The following is a 16,887-nucleotide window of genomic DNA, read 5'->3' on the forward strand; positions in this document are numbered from 1 at the left end:
ATCCATGTCTTCAGCCTAAACCCCTTCAGCCGATCTGCTTATGTCTTGGGCGCCCGGAGTTCTCAGGCTGCCGTATTTGATGGCGCCCATATTCCCCGTGGTTCAGGCGGCCGCCCCTTTTTTCTTTTCGAAAAGGGCCGCCGTCTTGGCAACGATCTGTTCGTCGGTAAAATGCATGAGCTGGATGGCCTTGCCCGGGCATTCGGCCACACAGCAGCCGCAGCCATGGCACTCGGCCGGCTCGATCACGGCATGTCCCTCCTCTCCGATATAAGGGATGTTATACGGGCAGGTCCGCACACAGGTGACACAGACGGCGCACTTGTCCGGATCCACCTCGGCCACGACGCCGCCCACCATGATCGAATCCTGGGAGAGAACGGTCATCACCCGCGACACCGACGCCCGGGCCTGGGCGATGCTTTCATCCAGAGGCTTGGGGTAGTGGGCCAGACCCGCCATGAAGAGCCCCTCGGAACCAAAATCCACGGGGCGCAGCTTGGCGTGGGCTTCCACCAGGAAGCCATCGGCATTGATGGGCACCTTGAACAGTTCAAACACATCCTTGTTCTCATTGGGCAGTACGGCCGTGGCCAGCACCAGCAGGTCCGGGTTCAGTTCCACCGGCACCTGGAGCACATGATCCCTCACCGTTACACTCAGGCCGCCGTCGGCCTCCTTCACGTCGGGCAGGTTGTCTTCCAGGTTGTAGCGCATGAAGATGATGCCCTTTTCCCGGGCCGTTTTGTATAACTCTTCGCGGAATCCGTAGGTACGGATGTCCCGGTACAGGACGTAGATGTCCATCTCCGGGTTGCGATCCTTGAGACTCAGGGCGCTCTTGACGGTGTGGGTGCAGCACAACCGGCTGCAGTAGGGCCGCTCTTTGGTCCGTGACCCGACACACTGGATGAAAGCGACGCTTTGGGCCGCATCCAGGCGGGGGTCGTCTGCATCCATGGCCGCATCCAGATCGAAATGGGTGAGCACGTTGGGATTTTTTCCGTACAGGTATTCGCTGGGGGTGTACTCCTTGCCGCCGGTGGCGAGAACGGTGGCGCCGTGTTCCACCACCGTCTCCGTCAGGGATTCACCGGAGGTCATCAGCGTGGTCGTGAAGTTACCCATGATACCGGTGGTTTCCACCGGCTCTGTTTTCATGAAGACCCGGATATGTTGATGGCTGCGCACCCGGTCAATCAGATCTTCCAGGTAGGGCTTTACGGGCTCCCCCTGCCAGGTGGAGCGCAGTTTATGCGCCACCCCGCCCAGCAAGTTGCCCCGCTCCACGAGATAGACCTGGAGGCCCTGGTCGGCAACACCCAGGGCCGCCTCCATTCCGGCGACACCACCGCCGACCACCAGCACCTTCTGGATTACCTCCAGCCGGACCTGATGCAAGGGTTCGATGTAGGCGGCCTTGGCCACGGCCATGCGGACCAGGTCCTTGGCCTTGGCCGTGGCCCGATCCGGATTGTTCATGTGAACCCAGGTGTTCTGGTCCCGAATGTTGGCCATCTCGAACAGGTACTTGTTCAAACCGGCATCCCGGATGGTTTCCTGGAACAGCGGCTCGTGGGTCCGGGGAGAACAGGAGGCCACCACCACGCGGTTGATGCCATGTTCCGTGATCACCTCTTTCATCTTGTCCTGGGTGTCCTGGCTGCAGGTGAACAGGTTGTCTTCCACATGAACCACATTGGGCAAGGTGGCGGCGTATTCACGAACCGCCGGCACATCCGCCACACCGCCGATGTTGATCCCGCAGTTGCAGACGAATACGCCCACCCGGGGCTCCTGATCGGACACGTCAATTTCCGGAGGCAGCTCCTTGGTTTTTATCAGCGACCCTCTGGCTTCGGCCAGGGGCCGGGTGGCCGTGGCCGCAGCGGCGGACGCCTCCATGACGGACTGGGGGATATCCTTGGGTTCCTGAAAAGCACCGCAGACGAACACACCGGGCCTGCTCGAACTGACCGGTTCGAGGGTGTGGGTGGCCGCGTGCAGGTGTTCGTTGAGATCGATGCCCACCGTTTTGGCCAGGTCCACCGACTCCTTGTTGGGGGCCAGCCCGACGGCCAGGACCACCATGTCGAAGGTTTCCTCAACCAGTTCCCCCTCTTCGGTAATATAACGCAACCGCAGGTCGTCATTTTCCACCGGGTCAATGGTGTGCACCTTGGACCGGATGTACCGCACCCCCTGTTCATCCCGGGCGCGCATGTAGTATTTTTCAAACTCCTTGCCGTGGGTGCGCATGTCCATGAAGAAAACGGCCGTGTCCAGGGGCTTTTCGCTGTGCTCCTTGGCGATGATCGTCTGCTTGTTGGTGTACATGCAGCAGACCGAAGAGCAGTAACTGTGATCGCTGCAGTTGATGTCGCGGGAACCCACGCATTGGAACCAGGCGATCTTTTCCGGTTCCTTGTGGTCCGACGGCCTGACCAGATGCCCCTCGAAAGGACCGGACGCCGAGAGAATCCGCTCCATCTCCAGGCTGGTCACCACGTTGGGATGGCTGGCGTAGGGGTAGGACTTGTGCTCTGAGGGATCGAAGGGCGTGAATCCGGGAGCCAGGATGATGGCCCCCACGTTGATGGTCTTCTCTTCGGCCACCATGTCATGGACCACCGCATTGGCCAGGCAGGCATCCACACACTGGTAGCATTCCGAGCAGACCCCGCACTTCAGGCAGCGATCGGCTTCACGCTTGGCCTCCGCCTCGTTATAACCAAAGGAGACCTCCAGGAAATTGCACTCCCGGGCCTCGGGATCGAGACACCTGACCGTTGTCCGCGCTTTGTTGGGCTCCTGGCTCAGATCCTCGGGTTTGACGTAGTCCCACACTTTCTGTCGGCCTTCGGCCAGGTCCAGGCCATTTACAAAGCGATGGATACTCTCGGCCACCTCCTTGCCGCAGGCGACCGCATCGACCACCGATTTGGGACCATAAAAGGCATCGCCGCCGGCAAAGACCCAATCGATGGGAGTCTGCAGCGTGAGCGGGTCAGCCTCCAGGCCGCCGGGCCGGGAAACGGCAATGCCCTGCTCCTTGATGCCGGTAAGGTTGGTGCTCTGGCCGATGGCAACGATGATGGTATCACCGAAAAAGGGCTGGCACTCCGCCTCGTCGTATGCAGGGTTGAACCGGCCATCTTCGTCGAACACCGCCGTACAGGTCTTGAATTCAATGCCCGATACGCGCTTGTTTTTATCGATAAAAAAAGATTTGGGGCCAAAGCTGTTGACGATCGTGATGTCCCCCTCCAGGGCTTCTTCGATCTCGTGCTCCCAGGCGGGCATCTCTTCGCGCTTTTCCAGGCAGATCAGGGTGACGTTCTTGGCCCCCTTGCGCTTGGCGGTGAGGGCCACGTCGATGGCCACATTGCCGCCGCCGACCACGATGACGTCCTCGCCGAGGTCGATGTCCTTGCCCATTGAGGCATCCCTCAAAAAATCAACCCCTTGAAGCACCCCTTCGGAATCTTCGTTTTCCACCCCCAGGCTGCGCCCGCCGTGCAGGCCGATGGCCAGGAAGCAGGCGCTGTAACCGTCCGCCTTGAGACTGTCGAGGGTAATGTCCGAACCGAAGGTCACCCCGCATTGGATTTCGGCACCCATTTGGCGGACCACATCGATTTCGCCCGCCAGAATGTCCCGCGGCAGGCGGTATTCGGGAATGCCGTAGCGCATCATGCCGCCCGGTTCAGGCTGTTTTTCAAAGATGGTCACCTGGTAGCCCTGCTGGAGCAGAAAGTACGCCGCCGTGACACCGGCGGGGCCGGAACCGACGATGGCCACCTTCTCGTCACGGGGTTCAGCCGTTATTTCAGGAATGTAGGTTTCCCCGCCCTGCCGTTCGAAATCGGCCAGAAAACGGTGCAACTCGCGAATGGCCAGCGGCTGGTCCACATCGTTGCGCGTACACTCGCTTTCACAGGGGTGATGGCACACGCGCCCGCAGACCGCCGGGAATGGATGATCCTCCTTGAAAAGCTTCAGGGCCTCTTTGTATCGACCGTCGTTGATCAGGGCGATGTAGCCCTGGATGCTCACGTGCGCCGGGCAGGTGGCCTTGCACGGCGCCGTGCCGCGCTTTTCGATGGCGTAGGCGCTGGGCATGCCCTGTGGGTAGAGTTTAAACGCCGCCCTGCGATCCCGCAGGCCTTCGTCGAAAAGGTTGGGGGTTTCAATGGGGCAGGCCTTGGCACACTCGCCGCAGGCCGTGCACTTGTCCATGTCGATGTATCGGGCATTCTGACGCAGTTTGACCGTAAAATTGCCCACCTCGCCGGTGACCTCTTCGATCTGCGTCAGGGTCATCAGGTCGATGTTCAGATGCCGCCCGCACTCGACCAGTTTGGGGGAGATGACGCACATGGAGCAATCGTTGGTGGGAAAGGTTTTGTCCAGTTGGGCCATGACGCCGCCGATGGCTGACTTCGTCTCGGTCATATGGACGTAATAGCCAGAATCCGCCAGATCCAGCGATGCCTGTATGCCTGCAATGCCGCCGCCGACAACCAAAACGGAACCGACGACATCCTTGCCTTGGGTGTTTTCTTTTTCTGCCATTACGCATTCCTCATGAAAGTGTTGGTAAGTGAGGGACTATGGGCGATCCGCCATCCATCAAACCATATCCAGCAGCTTCTGAAGTTTATCTTCCCACCCCATGGCCGAAATCATCACTCCGGCAAAACCGGCCTCCTTGGCTGCCGAAATAATTTCGGTGGCGATGGAAAGGCTTTCCAGGGGTTTATCCGGGGCCCGCATGATCCGCTTGATCAAATCGTTGGATATGGTCATATTCAGATGACGGGCCAGGTAACGCGCCATGCCCACGGATTTAAGCAGCATCACGGTGGGGACCACCCGGTTTTTTTTCAGGTCTGCTTTTTCCATAAACGGGGCGATGGCATTGATGTCGAAAACCGGCGGAGCGATAAAAAAATCGACGCCCGCATCGGCCTTTTCAGCCATCAGATCCAGCTCTTTTTCAAGCTCGTCACCTGTGGCCCGTGCATTTACGGATGCGCCAACCAGAAAGGCGGGGGCTCCGGACAATTCGTTGCCGGCCATATCCCTGCCGGTCTGGAGGGTGGCAACGGCCTTGAACAGCGTCATCAGATCGATATCATGGACCGCCTTCGCCTGGTGATGATCCCCCAGGGCGGGGTCTTCTCCGGAAACCCCCATCATATTAATGATACCGGCCCCATAGGCGGCCAGCAGGTCAGCCTGAAGGGCGATCCGGTTGCGGTCCCGGCAATTCACCTGCAAAATGGTTTCCAGGCCCTTGCCCTGGAGAATCATGGCCCCGCCCAATGCACTCATCCGCATGACGGCGTTGCCCATTTCAGGCACGAGGAACGCATCGACCGCTTTTTTTACACGGGTTGCGCTGTTGACCATTGCAGAAATATCAACCCCCTTTGGCGGCTGCATCTCTGCAATAATGGTGAACTTGCCCACATCAAATTTGTTTTTTAAATGCATAGCCAATCCCCTTATGGTTGCTGCAGAAAAAAAGCGTAACAGTTAATAAAAAAGGCGAGACAACCCTGACTCCGGTGCGGAAGGCGCTGGCAGCCTTCCAGAATCGACAGGCCTGCAGGTGACACGGGCCAAATTGTACCATTTGTCTGCCATTATGGAACAGCAAGGGCTGTGCCATACCGCCAACATCGTGCAACAAAACGATTTACCCTGTAATTCCAGGAATAAAGGCTTTTTCTCCGCCAAACTGATCGACAAGCCCGGCATCAAAAACAACTGGACAGCTATGCCAATATGGAATATATAGTATTAAAAACCATGATAATTTAGCTGGTTATAAAAACAAGGCCATTTTGGCACAGGCCTTTTTGGCATAAAGCAGGAGAATGGAGAGGGTCGATGAACCATAAAATCGTCGTCGTCGATGATGATCGGGACTATCTGGACGTTTTGGGGAGGAAGCTGGCCGACATCGGTTTCCATCGGGTCCGGCTGGAAGACAGTTCCGTCAGGTTGGCTCAAGAAGTAAAGGCAGGCCTGTCTTTTGATCTGGCCCTCATCGACATGACCATGCCGGACGTAGACGGCATGGCCCTGCTGGAAACGATCAAGACCCATTCACCGTCCACCGAATGTATCATGGTAACGGCCATCAACGAAGCAAGAATCGCCGTAGAGTGTCTGAACAAAGGGGCCTATGACTATCTGGTCAAACCTGTGGCCACGGAGGACCTGGCCCTGGCCATCAAACGGACGCTCGAACGGAAGCGGCTTCTCGACCTCCTGGATCTCGAGAAGCGCGACGATCTGCCCACCCTTGAAAACGAAGCCCCCTTTCTGCCGATCATTACCCAGTCTAAAAAAGTCCTGCGCATCCTCAAGGAGGCGGAGCTGCATGCCTCCAGCCTGGTGCCCGTATTGATCACCGGCGAAAGCGGCACGGGTAAAGAACTGCTGGCGAGGGCCATTCACGGCGCCAGCCATCGCGCACAACATCCATTTACCCCAATCAATATGGCGTCACTGACCAGTTCCCTCTTCGAAGCGGAGTTTTTCGGACATACCAAAGGCGCCTTTACCGGGGCCGAAAGCGGGCGGGTCGGCTACCTGGAATACACGAACAAGGGAACCTTGTTTCTGGACGAAATCGGAGACTTGCCCTTGTCCCTCCAGGGCAAATTGCTGCGGGTGCTCCAGGATGGGGATTTTTCCAAACTCGGATCGAGCACCCGTCAAAAGGTGGATCTTCGATTCATCGCGGCGACCAACGAGAACCTGGAGCAGATGATCGCCAAAAAGCGTTTTCGAAAAGACCTTTACTACCGCATTCGGGGCGGCTGGCTCCATCTTCCGCCGCTGCGCGAGCGTCAGGAAGACATTTTTTTACTGACGCGCAAGTTCTTGGAAAAATACTACGATGTGAACAGGGATGGATTTATCGAAAAAAGCGCATTGACCCTGTTGATGCACTATTCCTACCCTGGCAACATCCGGGAGCTGAAATCCATACTCCAGTCGGCGGTCAACCTGGCCCGTGGCGAAGCGATCCGGGAGTCCCACCTGCCGGCGCATATCAGCGCCTCCCTGAAGGATTGTGCGGAAGAAAACACCCTGACGGCGAGTTCGCCGATCAAACCCCTGAGTGAAGTGGAAAAAAATCACATTTCGGATGCATACCGGCAAACGGGGAAAAACAAATCCAAGACGGCCCGGCTGCTGGGCATTGGCCTGAATACCTTGCGGCGCAAGCTGGTGCGCTATGAGATCCAATGATGGAATTCATCCGGATTTGCATCGCCGGTGATGTCGGAGTTGACCGGCAGCCGATGCATCCCGGCCGAGCCGTCACGTTTTCCCTGCGAAAAAACCGGGGCCGTCACCGCTCTCCCCGACGATAAGGTTCTGCCAGCATGGCAGGCGCGTTGAGACGGCGGCTGTCACGCAGACCGCCGACCAGCAGCACCATCAAGGTCGCCATATAGGGCAGCATGGCTAAAAAATTGGGAGAGATGCCCAGCGGCTGGAGCAGGTACTGAAGCACAAAAATTCCGCCGAAGAGAAAAGCGCCCACTATGGCCCGCATGGGGTTCCACAGCGCAAAGATGGTCAGGGCGATAACGATCCAGCCGCGGCCGGCCGTCATTCCCTCTATCCATGACTTGCTATAGGAAATAGAGAGGTGGGCACCCGCCATGGCATAAAAGCCCCCCCCCGATGATGACGGCGAAATAACGAATCCGCGAAACGTTGACGCCCTGGGTTTCCGTGGCTTTGGGGTTCTCGCCGGTTGAACGGATGCGGATTCCCAGCAGGGTATGTTCCAGCACAAACCATGCGCCCACAGCCAGAAGCACCGCCAGATATAAAAACGGGCTTTGATTGAAAAACAAGGGACCCACCACCGGTATGTCCGCAAGAAAAGGAATGGGCACCGCGTTGATTTTTATGGCCAGGGGCTTTCCCACGTAGGGTTTGCCCAACACGCCGGAGATTCCCAGGCCGAGCATGGTCAGCGCCAGTCCGGAGACCACCTGATTGGATTGAAGGGTCACCGACGCAAAGGCATGTATAATGGAAATCAGCATCCCCGCAAGAATGGCCACGCACAGCCCGAGCCATGGATTTCCCGTATGATGGGTGACGATAAAAGCCGCCACGGCACCCACGGCCATCACCCCTTCCACGCCAAGATTGAGAATGCCGGATCGCTCACAGATAATCTCACCAACGGTGCCGAGCAACAGCGGGGTACCGGCAACCAATGTGCGATGAGCCACAGAAAAGATCACCTCATCCATGGATTAGACCCTTTCCGCCAAAGAGGACACGAACCTTGTTTTTGGTGAAAAAATCACCCGTGATCAGAAAAATCAGCAGGGTTCCATTGAAAATGTCAACGGTCGCCGCAGGCAGTCCGAGGGAAATTTGAATGGCGTCGCCGCCAACCAGGATGCCGGCAAAAAAGATGCCCGAAAAAATCGTATAAATCGGGTTGAGCTTGGCCAGCCAGGCCACAATGATGGCCGTGAAACCGTAACCGGATGAAATCGAGTCCGGATAGCTCAGATAATGATGAATACCGGCGACCTCCCCGACACCGGCCAAGCCGGCCATGCCGCCGCTGAGAACCATGATGAGCATGGTCGTTCGGCTGAAATCGATGCCCGCATATTTGGCCGCGTCAGGATTTTCACCAATGACCCGCACCTCATATCCGAACCGGGTCTTGTAAATGACAATGGTCAGCACCACAACGGCGACCACGGCCAACAGCAGCGTGGGGACATGAATCCGGGAACCGGGAATCAGAGACAGGATGGCCGATGCCGGAAGATCGTCGGTATAGGGAAAGCCGAATTTTTTGGGACTTTTCCATGGACCGACGATCAGCAGCGTCAGAAATTCAGCGCAGATGTAGTTGAGCATCAGGGTAGAAATGACCTCGTTGATGGCGAAACGGAGCTTGAGGATGGCCGGAATCAGGCCCCATAGCGCGCCGCCGATAAATCCGGCCAGAAACATCAAGGGAACGATCAGCGGTGCGGGCAATGCCGGCCCCCAGTTCAACCCCACCCAGGTACCGAAGATGGCGCCCATAAGCAGCTGACTCTCGGCTCCGATGTTCCAGAATTTCGCCTTGAACACCAGGGCAAGTCCGCCGCCGATCAGAATGAGCGGAATGGACTTGGTAATGGTCTCTTTAAATCCGTAGATGCTGCCGAAAGAGCCACTGAATATTTTCTTGAATGCAAACAATGGATTGACGCCGCATAACAGAAAAATGAACCCGATCACCACCATTCCGGCGGCCAGCGCGAGAACCAGCGTCAAAAAAGAGCCGACTGCGGATATCTGTTCCCGGTCCGAGACTTTAAAGTGAAGCATCCGCCCCGTCTCCTGTCTTTATTTTCTTGGTACCGGCCATCATTAGTCCGATATCCGCGATCCGGGGATCATCCGACTCCAGAATTCCCATGAATCGCCCTTGAAATATGACGGCAATCCGGTCGCAAAGCTCAAAAATTTCGTCCAGGTCTTCGGACACCAGCAAAACAGCCCCACCATCCGACCGACGCTTGAGAAGCTGGTTGCGCAGATACTCCGTGGCCCCCACATCCAGACCGTAGGTCGGGTGGGAGGCGACCAGCAAATCCGGTTTGTCGGAAATCTCTCGGCCAAGGATCAATTTTTGGATATTGCCGCCGGAAAGGTTTTTGGTCTGTACATTGATAGACGGCGTCGCCACCTGAAAATCTTTGATCAGCTGTTGAGCGTGCGCCCTGATTCGCCCGTAGGCAAGAAAAGCCCGCCGTGAAAATTTTTTCTGATGGTGTTGTTTAAGGATTGCGTTTTCGTATAAGAAGAGATTCGGTGCGATGCCAAATCGAATTCGTTCCTCCGGTACATGGGAAACACCATTATTGTGTATCTTTCGAGGACTCTCGTTGGTGATATCGATGTCATTGATCCGAATGCGGCCCTGCCGGACGAGCCGCAATCCGGTGATGGCCTCTACCAGCTCGCGCTGGCCGTTGCCGGAAACGCCGGCGATGCCAAAAATCTCATTTCTGTAAATCTGGAAAGAGATGCCGTTTACGACCTGGTACCCTTTGTCGCCATCGACCTTGACGTCTTCCACATCCAGCACTTTCTGAAGCCTCGGCATCTTCTCTCTCGAAAAAGAAAAAACAACATCCCGTCCGATCATCATACGGGCCAGAGAGCGATTGTCTAAGGAGTCGGTGTCCGAATGTCCCTCGACCCGCCCCTTTCGAAGAACGGTCACCCGGTCGCACAATTTCTTGATCTCATCCAGCTTGTGACTGATGAGAATAATCATCTGTCCGTCATTTTTCATTTTCTCCAGAATTTCAAAAAAATCCCGGGTCTCCTGAGGGGTAAGGACTGATGTGGGTTCATCAAGAATGAGCAGACCGGCACCGTTCACGAGCGCCTTGATGATCTCCACCCGTTGCTGTTCGCCCGCGGACAGCTGCCATATTTTTTTATCCGGATCGATGTTGAAATTGAACTTTTCCGAGAAGGAAACAATGCGCTGCCGAATTTTTTTCCCCGGGAACAGCGCGGGTGAATGAGAATAACCAAGGGCGATATTTTCTATGACCGAGTGGTTTTGGATCAGCATGAAATGCTGATGCACCATGCCGATGCCGTGGTCGATGGACGCCCTTGGAGAATCGATTGAAACCGGGCGGCCATTAATTCGGATCTCTCCGCCGTCAGGCTGGTAAATACCATAAAGAATATTCATCAGAGTGGTTTTACCAGCACCGTTTTCCCCCAGCAAACCCAGAATTTCGCCGGATGAAATCTTCAGGTTGATGCCGTCGTTGGCCCGAACGCCATGAAATGACTTCGATATATCTATCATTTCAAGCGTTTCTATTGTTTTCATAATATCCTTGTTCCGATCATGAATGCAGCAACCACGAACGATGCAGCCATGCGGGCGTAAAGGTGCAGAAACCAGAGCCCTAAAACAAAGGGGGAGCCGGATGCCAAGCCCCCAGCCCCCCTTTTATGGTCATGATAAGAAGACTATTTAGGAATACTGCCGACAACGTTGTCAACATAATACATGATGCTCAACAGGTCACCTTTTGATGCCGTTTCCCCGGCTTTGATCTGCAGTTTTCCGGTATTATCTGAAATGGGCCCCATGTATGGATCGAACACATCGGTACCTTTTTTCATCTGTTCATAGCGTTTAAAAACCAGCTCGTAGACAGACAGATTGCCCAAATCCTTGGTTTCAACGGAAACGGTTTTCAACGCATCGACAAACTTGGCGTTTATCGGCTCATCGAAAGATCCGCCAAGAATGGCAGCCTTTTCGGCAACCAGCCACCATTGATCATCACTTTTCCAGGTGCCGTCATAAAGGTCCTTGAGGATTTTTTCATACATGACCCCCCAGTCGACCAATTGCCCGGACACCACCGAGTCCTTTCCATAAGGCTGCATGGGGCTGTAATGGCTGAAGGTGAAGATCTGTTTGCCTTTTTCGGTGTGCTCCTGGCCAACCTCGATAACTGCCGGCGTGTCTTCGGTAAACGCCAGGGAATCGCAGCCCTCTGCGATTAATGCCTCGGCCGCCTCCCTGGCTTTATCGGGCCCATACCAGGCGTAAGTCCATCGTACGTGAACCTCGGCCTTGGGATTCACCGCCTTGATTCCCAGCGCAAACGCATTGATATGTCGTACCAGCTCGGGAATGGGGAAAGCGGCCACATAACCGATTTTATTGCTTTTGGTCAGTCCGCCGGCCATCAGCCCGTTCAGGTAGTAAGTCTGGTAGAGGTCGGCAAAATAGGTGCCCACATTCTTGGTTTGCTTGAAGCCGGAGCAATGCATGAAATGCTTGTCGGGATATTTTATCCCCGCTTTAATCGTGTCATCCATGTACCCAAAACTGGTCGTGAAGACCACATCGCATTTTTCTTCTTGAATAAACCGATCGATAATCCTTGCGGAATCCGCTTCGGCCACAGACTCGATAAAAACGGTATTCAGCCAGGGCAGCTTTTTTTCCGCATATTTCCGACCCACGTCATGGGCGTGGGACCAGCCGTAGTCGCCAACAGGACCGACGTAAACGAAGCCGGCTTTGAGCTTTTTTTCTGCAGACACGGCTGAACCTGCGGTAAAAAAAGCCAGCAGAATGGCTACGCTGATTGCCCAGATAAAAGATTTTCTCCAGATTGCCCCCCCTGTCATATGCTCCTCCTTTTCTTGACAACGAATGGTTCTTGTTCTAATGGATTAAATATGTAACCCTTTTTTCTACGATGATACCAATCGTTAAGTCAACAGCCAAGTTCTTACCTCTTGTCCAACAGGTTTCAAACTTTTAATTTCGCCAGATCCTCGACATCCCGTCTTTCATGTAAGAAATATTCTTATTTTTTCAAGACGCTGGCTTTGTTATTGACATTGGTTTTGTGTTGTGCGTTTTTAACAAACTCGGATTTACATGGACGATCGACTTGAACCAATCTTTAATCGCGTTTGCCTTGTTCCTTGTATAAAAAGGACCAGACAGCCTCGGCAGCAGGAGGAAACATGTACGGGATTGCAGCTATTCAACAGGCCAACGGGTGGGCGATGGCCGGCGCAGGCGCCGGTATCGTTCTCATCGGTCTGGGCGTATTGTCTTTTCTCATTTCGATGATTCCCCGCCTAACCGGTTTTTTCGAAGAAAAAGCCCAGCCTCCGGTGGAACCCGAGGCAAAGGAGAGCCGACCAAAAGCGATCATTCCTGAAAAAATGCCTGAAGACATCGACGCCGCATCGACGATCTATGTGTCCTTGACCAAGGAATTGGGTGAATCGTTTACGTTGATCGATCTGCACAGAAAATCAAAGGAACTCGGGATTCCACACCCCCATTTGTCTATCAATCGATTCAGAGACGCCGGGATACTCGTCTCTGCCGGTGAGGGACGCTTCACCTGGAAATCCAAATCCGAATAAACGACAAGGACCTAAAAATGGATCTGTTACTGCAGTTTCTCACCAACACCGGGTACTATCTGGCCGATTACCGGCACTTTCTAATGTGGGCCGTGGGCCTCTTTTTTGTCTATCTGGCAATCGCCAAGCAATACGAACCGCTCCTGCTGCTGCCCATCGGCTTCGGTGTTCTGGTGGGCAACGTTCCCTTTTTCAAAGGGTTCGGGCTGGGCATATATGAACCGAACAGTGTTCTTCATTATCTTTATTTTGGGGTCACCTCAGGTGTTTATCCCTCCATCGTTTTTCTGGGTCTGGGTGCCATGACCGATTTTTCATCCCTGTTGGCACGTCCGAAATTGATGCTGCTCGGTGCCGCCGCGCAGATGGGCATCTTTTTTACCCTGCTCAGCGCCCTGGCCCTTGGCTTTTTACCCAAAGAGGCCGCCTCCATAGCCATTATCGGGGGTGCTGATGGTCCGACATCCATCTTCTTGACCGCGAAACTGGCCCCGCACCTGATCGGCCCCATTGCCATTGCCGCATATTCTTACATGGCCTTGATCCCCATCATTCAACCTCCAATCATGAAATTGCTCACGACCAAGCAGGAGCGATTGATCCACATGCCTGACCCGAGGCCGGTTTCCCGAAAAGAACTTTTGGTTTTTCCCGTGATCGGACTATTCCTTTGCTGCTTTCTCGCACCGGCCTCCATCCCCTTGTTAGGAACTTTCTTTTTCGGCAACCTGATGAAGGTAAGTGGCGTTGTCGACCGGCTTGCCCAGACAGCCCGGACCGCAATTATCGACACTGCCACCATCTTTTTGGGATTCACCGTCGGAGCCAGTACCCAGGCAGATGTTTTTCTCACCACGAAATCCGTTGGTATTTTTGTTCTCGGAGCCGTGGCCTTCAGCATTGCGACAGCCTCGGGCCTTCTTTTCGCCAAAGTCATGAACCTGTTCTCCAAAGAGAAAATAAACCCCCTGCTCGGGGCTTCCGGCGTTTCCGCCGTTCCTGGTTCCGCAAGAGAAGTTCATTTAATGGGCCAAAAAGAAGATCCATCAAACTACCTGTTGATGCATGCGATGGCCTGCAACTCTTCCGGGGTGATCGGGTCAGCTATCTGTGCCGGCATTCTCTGGAGTTTTAATGTGGGATAGCCTCTCTTTCGAGGCCTGACCCAATACAAATGCCGGTGTATGAATGACATACACCGGCATTTGTATGTGCGGATTTTCAGGACACGCTTTTTTCTTGACCGCCCGGTTTTACCTGTGCCATGCTTCTTTCATCATTGAAATGGACCGGCAGACTCAACGCGCCTTTTCCAAACGCTTTTCCTCCTGCATAGACCACCGTCAGCCTCCCGCCGCTTTCATTTCTGACCAAATATCATAAATGGAGGTCGCCATGATCGCAAAAATTATTATCAAAAGACGTTTCGTCAAAGAGAACACACCACAAATTCTTTCTCTGCTCAATAAAATCCGATCGATCGCCATGAATCAAACAGGCTATATTTCAGGTGAGACGTTGATGCAATCTGATTTTCCGGAAAATCTTGCTGTCATCTGCACGTGGCAAAAGATGAAGGATTGGGAGGCATGGAAGAACAGTGAAGAACGTAAAACATATGAGGCGATGCTGGAAATCTACCAGACACGACCCACACAGTATGAAGAATATCTTCTCGGAACGTCATTTCATAATGACCAATGAGCGTTTCCATTTCCGGCAACCGGGTCACCTCGGGTGAAGATACGTTTATACTATATGGATTGGACTGCTGCCTACAGGAGAGAGCCAACCAAAAAACAGCGAGATCGTATGATTCGGGAAGCGAAATCCAGAACGTTACCGCTTTTCGTTGGAATCTATGCGGATACGTTAAAATAACGTAACAAAACAGACAGTTAAAAACAAGTCGCTGAGGTCCTTATTTTTTAACGATTTTAACCCGGCCAATATCATTATATACACATTGCCGTATCGTTCAATAGAGCGCCTTTAACCAGGCATATGGCGCCCCAGCCCTTTTCACAAGCACTCTGATATAGAAAATATCCTCCTTTTTTATAAAAATCGACAACCATATCGGTTTCTTCTGATTTTAACCCTGAAAAGATGAGCAAATTCTCTGTCTCAACAATATTTTCCAGGAGATTCCGAAAACCACACAAAGTCGGAGCCCTCAGGTTTGCAAAAACCATATCGTAAACACCGTCAATCGCATTCAGGTCCTTATCAAGAATATTAACGACAGTGTCGACCTCGTTCAGATCCACGTTATTCCGCGCCTCAAACCGCGCACAGGGGTCGGTGTCCAAACCACACACATGCCCCACACCCATTTTGGCCGCAACAATCGCCAAAACGCCGGAACCCGTTCCGATATCAATAACCCGGAGTTTTTTTTTCCTATCCTGCAAGCACGGCCAATGGAGAACGTGATCGATCAAACGGATCGCCAGACGGGTCGATGGATGTTCCCCTCCCCCGAAGGAGGCGCCCCTGGATAGAGAGATGACCGAGAGATCCCCGGAGTCGTCCCATACAGACCGAGGTGACTTGAGTACGACATGATCGGAAACGCGCCGGGGACGGTCAAATGAAATTTCAATAAAAGAACGACCGTAGTGGCACGTGTAACATAACTGTCCATCTTGAATAAGACCGGTCACCACTTTTTTCAACGTATTGGTGCTCACCGGCCCTGCTTCATTGACATGGCGCTTTAAGCGGGCAAAACTGACCTTGAAAGGAGAGTTGGCAATAAATCGTAAAACATGTACATCCAGTGACGCCGATGAAACAGACATTTCAGTTCGCTATTTCGTAAAAAAAATTGTGTTGAATCCCCTTGGCGCTACTCGCACCCTTCTATCTCCAGCAAGTTTTTATGCCACAGGGCAAACTCATACATGCCGATAAACCGGTCATCGTCATTAATAATTCCTACCGCCATTTCCAACACGCCACGCCCGTAACTATTGGAATACCCCTCCATTGGTCGCGACCCTAAAAATTCACGAACCAGCATTTGTGACGTCCGGCGGCTCTTATCCTTCCGGATATCGATTGGATCCTTTGGTTTTTCAAATGGATTCCATTTTTCATAGCCGATTTTATCTCGGATATATTTTTGCCTCCGGGAAGACATTGCGTCAAAAACAGCTTTTTTCTTTTCTTCATCGGAAAAACCAGAATCCATAGGACCCCCTATTCCTGACCATGCATGGGTTTCTTCTCGCCTTTTTGAATTCCAAGATAGTCGTCATCAAAAACAGTTATCAGCGCCATGGACAACGGCATCAATACATCACCCATTTTAGCGTGTTTGGATTCAAGCACGCCGACAATTTCCTGCGACAACTCATGGAGTTTCGCATTAATCGAATCCAAATTCACCGTGGGGTAGGATTCGCCCTCCTTAAAACCGGACAGTCCGCAGGTGTGGCCGCGCCCGCCAATGGAGGTGGGAACACCATAAATTCGGCAGGTAACGGGACGGGAATCGTACAATTCACATCGATTGTCATCGTTCAACAAGGGGCACCGGACCCTTTCTGCGGCCATTTCGAGAAGAACCTGCTCCTCGGATTTTTCACCGGATTGGACGGCCTTGAAAGCCTTTCGTTTCATCCGATAAATGGTACGATCGGCAACGTTGGCGAGATCCAGGATTTCTATTTTTCTCTGATCGGCAACCTCTTTCAAAAAATGCCGGTTAATGTAAAGCGCTTCGACCAGGGACAGGTCAAAAAGAGCATGGCAGCAATCCGCGCACTCCAGTTTACATGCGACACAATCCGGATATTGTTGGCGGACTTTTTCAAAAACGCTATCCACTTGTTCGACAAGGCGTTCATACTTATTAAAAACAAGATCCAATTCGGGTATCATCTGTGA

General features: G+C 53.5%; 14 protein-coding genes and 1 pseudogene. 4 read left to right on the forward strand and 11 right to left on the reverse strand.

Going from position 1 to position 16,887, the window contains the following annotated elements; translation table 11 throughout:
* Nucleotides 1-102: 102 nt before the first annotated feature.
* Nucleotides 103-4,575, reverse strand: a complete 4,473-nt coding sequence (locus DSCA_RS20245) for an FAD-dependent oxidoreductase (RefSeq protein ID WP_155318153.1) — start codon at nt 4,573-4,575, stop codon at nt 103-105.
* Nucleotides 4,576-4,632: 57 nt separating this feature from the next.
* Nucleotides 4,633-5,499 carry a methylenetetrahydrofolate reductase gene (locus tag DSCA_RS20250; protein ID WP_155318154.1) on the reverse strand — a complete coding sequence of 289 codons (867 nt, stop codon included), beginning with the start codon at nt 5,497-5,499 and terminating at the stop codon, nt 4,633-4,635.
* Between the two features lie 399 nt (nt 5,500-5,898).
* Between DSCA_RS20250 and DSCA_RS20255 the strand changes: the two genes are divergently transcribed.
* Nucleotides 5,899-7,272, forward strand: a complete 1,374-nt coding sequence (locus DSCA_RS20255; RefSeq protein WP_155318155.1) for a sigma-54-dependent transcriptional regulator — start codon at nt 5,899-5,901, stop codon at nt 7,270-7,272.
* 103 nt (nt 7,273-7,375) lie between these two features.
* Here the strand turns inward: DSCA_RS20255 and DSCA_RS32655 are convergent, their stop codons facing one another.
* The 5 genes from DSCA_RS32655 to DSCA_RS20275 all read right to left on the reverse strand — a co-directional run bounded on the left by DSCA_RS32655 (nt 7,376) and on the right by DSCA_RS20275 (nt 12,150).
* Nucleotides 7,376-7,642 (reverse strand): hypothetical protein, encoded by a 267-nt coding sequence (locus DSCA_RS32655; protein ID WP_231716225.1) that lies wholly within the window; start codon nt 7,640-7,642, stop codon nt 7,376-7,378.
* A gap of 19 nt (nt 7,643-7,661) precedes the next feature.
* Nucleotides 7,662-8,276: an ABC transporter permease gene (locus DSCA_RS20260; RefSeq protein WP_231716226.1), complete on the reverse strand. Its 615-nt coding sequence runs from the start codon at nt 8,274-8,276 to the stop codon at nt 7,662-7,664.
* A 13-nt stretch (nt 8,277-8,289) separates the two neighbouring features.
* Nucleotides 8,290-9,384: an ABC transporter permease gene (locus tag DSCA_RS20265; protein WP_155318156.1), complete on the reverse strand. Its 1,095-nt coding sequence runs from the start codon at nt 9,382-9,384 to the stop codon at nt 8,290-8,292.
* Complete coding sequence (locus DSCA_RS20270; protein WP_155318157.1) at nt 9,371-10,915, reverse strand: ABC transporter ATP-binding protein; 1,545 nt, start codon at nt 10,913-10,915, stop codon at nt 9,371-9,373. Before DSCA_RS20270 ends, DSCA_RS20265 begins: the two co-directional genes overlap by 14 nt.
* 143 nt (nt 10,916-11,058) lie before the next feature.
* Complete coding sequence (locus DSCA_RS20275; RefSeq protein ID WP_231716227.1) at nt 11,059-12,150, reverse strand: BMP family ABC transporter substrate-binding protein; 1,092 nt, start codon at nt 12,148-12,150, stop codon at nt 11,059-11,061.
* A 432-nt stretch (nt 12,151-12,582) separates the two neighbouring features.
* Between DSCA_RS20275 and DSCA_RS20280 the strand changes: the two genes are divergently transcribed.
* From DSCA_RS20280 to DSCA_RS20290, 3 genes are all read left to right on the forward strand, one after another.
* Entirely contained in the window at nt 12,583-12,993 is a 411-nt protein-coding gene (locus tag DSCA_RS20280; protein WP_155318159.1) for an OadG family protein, read from the forward strand.
* 17 nt (nt 12,994-13,010) lie between these two features.
* A complete protein-coding gene (locus tag DSCA_RS20285; RefSeq protein WP_155318160.1) occupies nt 13,011-14,138 on the forward strand; it encodes a sodium ion-translocating decarboxylase subunit beta in 1,128 nt (375 codons plus the stop codon).
* Nucleotides 14,139-14,388: 250 nt separating this feature from the next.
* The gene (locus DSCA_RS20290; RefSeq protein ID WP_155318161.1) at nt 14,389-14,697 is read left to right on the forward strand and encodes an antibiotic biosynthesis monooxygenase family protein; all 309 of its coding nucleotides are present in this window, start codon (nt 14,389-14,391) and stop codon (nt 14,695-14,697) included.
* A 251-nt stretch (nt 14,698-14,948) separates the two neighbouring features.
* Here the strand turns inward: DSCA_RS20290 and DSCA_RS20295 are convergent, their stop codons facing one another.
* From DSCA_RS20295 to DSCA_RS32660, 4 genes and pseudogenes are all read right to left on the reverse strand, one after another.
* Nucleotides 14,949-15,797 (reverse strand): 50S ribosomal protein L11 methyltransferase, encoded by an 849-nt coding sequence (locus DSCA_RS20295; protein ID WP_155318162.1) that lies wholly within the window; start codon nt 15,795-15,797, stop codon nt 14,949-14,951.
* Between the two features lie 47 nt (nt 15,798-15,844).
* Nucleotides 15,845-16,189: a hypothetical protein gene (locus DSCA_RS20300; protein ID WP_155318163.1), complete on the reverse strand. Its 345-nt coding sequence runs from the start codon at nt 16,187-16,189 to the stop codon at nt 15,845-15,847.
* A gap of 8 nt (nt 16,190-16,197) precedes the next feature.
* Entirely contained in the window at nt 16,198-16,329 is a 132-nt protein-coding gene (locus DSCA_RS32985; protein WP_269434709.1) for a hypothetical protein, read from the reverse strand.
* Between the two features lie 156 nt (nt 16,330-16,485).
* Nucleotides 16,486-16,881: pseudogene (locus DSCA_RS32660) on the reverse strand (YkgJ family cysteine cluster protein); the annotation flags it as partial.
* Nucleotides 16,882-16,887: the final 6 nt, after the last annotated feature.

The organism is Desulfosarcina alkanivorans (assembly GCF_009688945.1).
Lineage (GTDB): Bacteria > Desulfobacterota > Desulfobacteria > Desulfobacterales > Desulfosarcinaceae > Desulfosarcina > Desulfosarcina alkanivorans.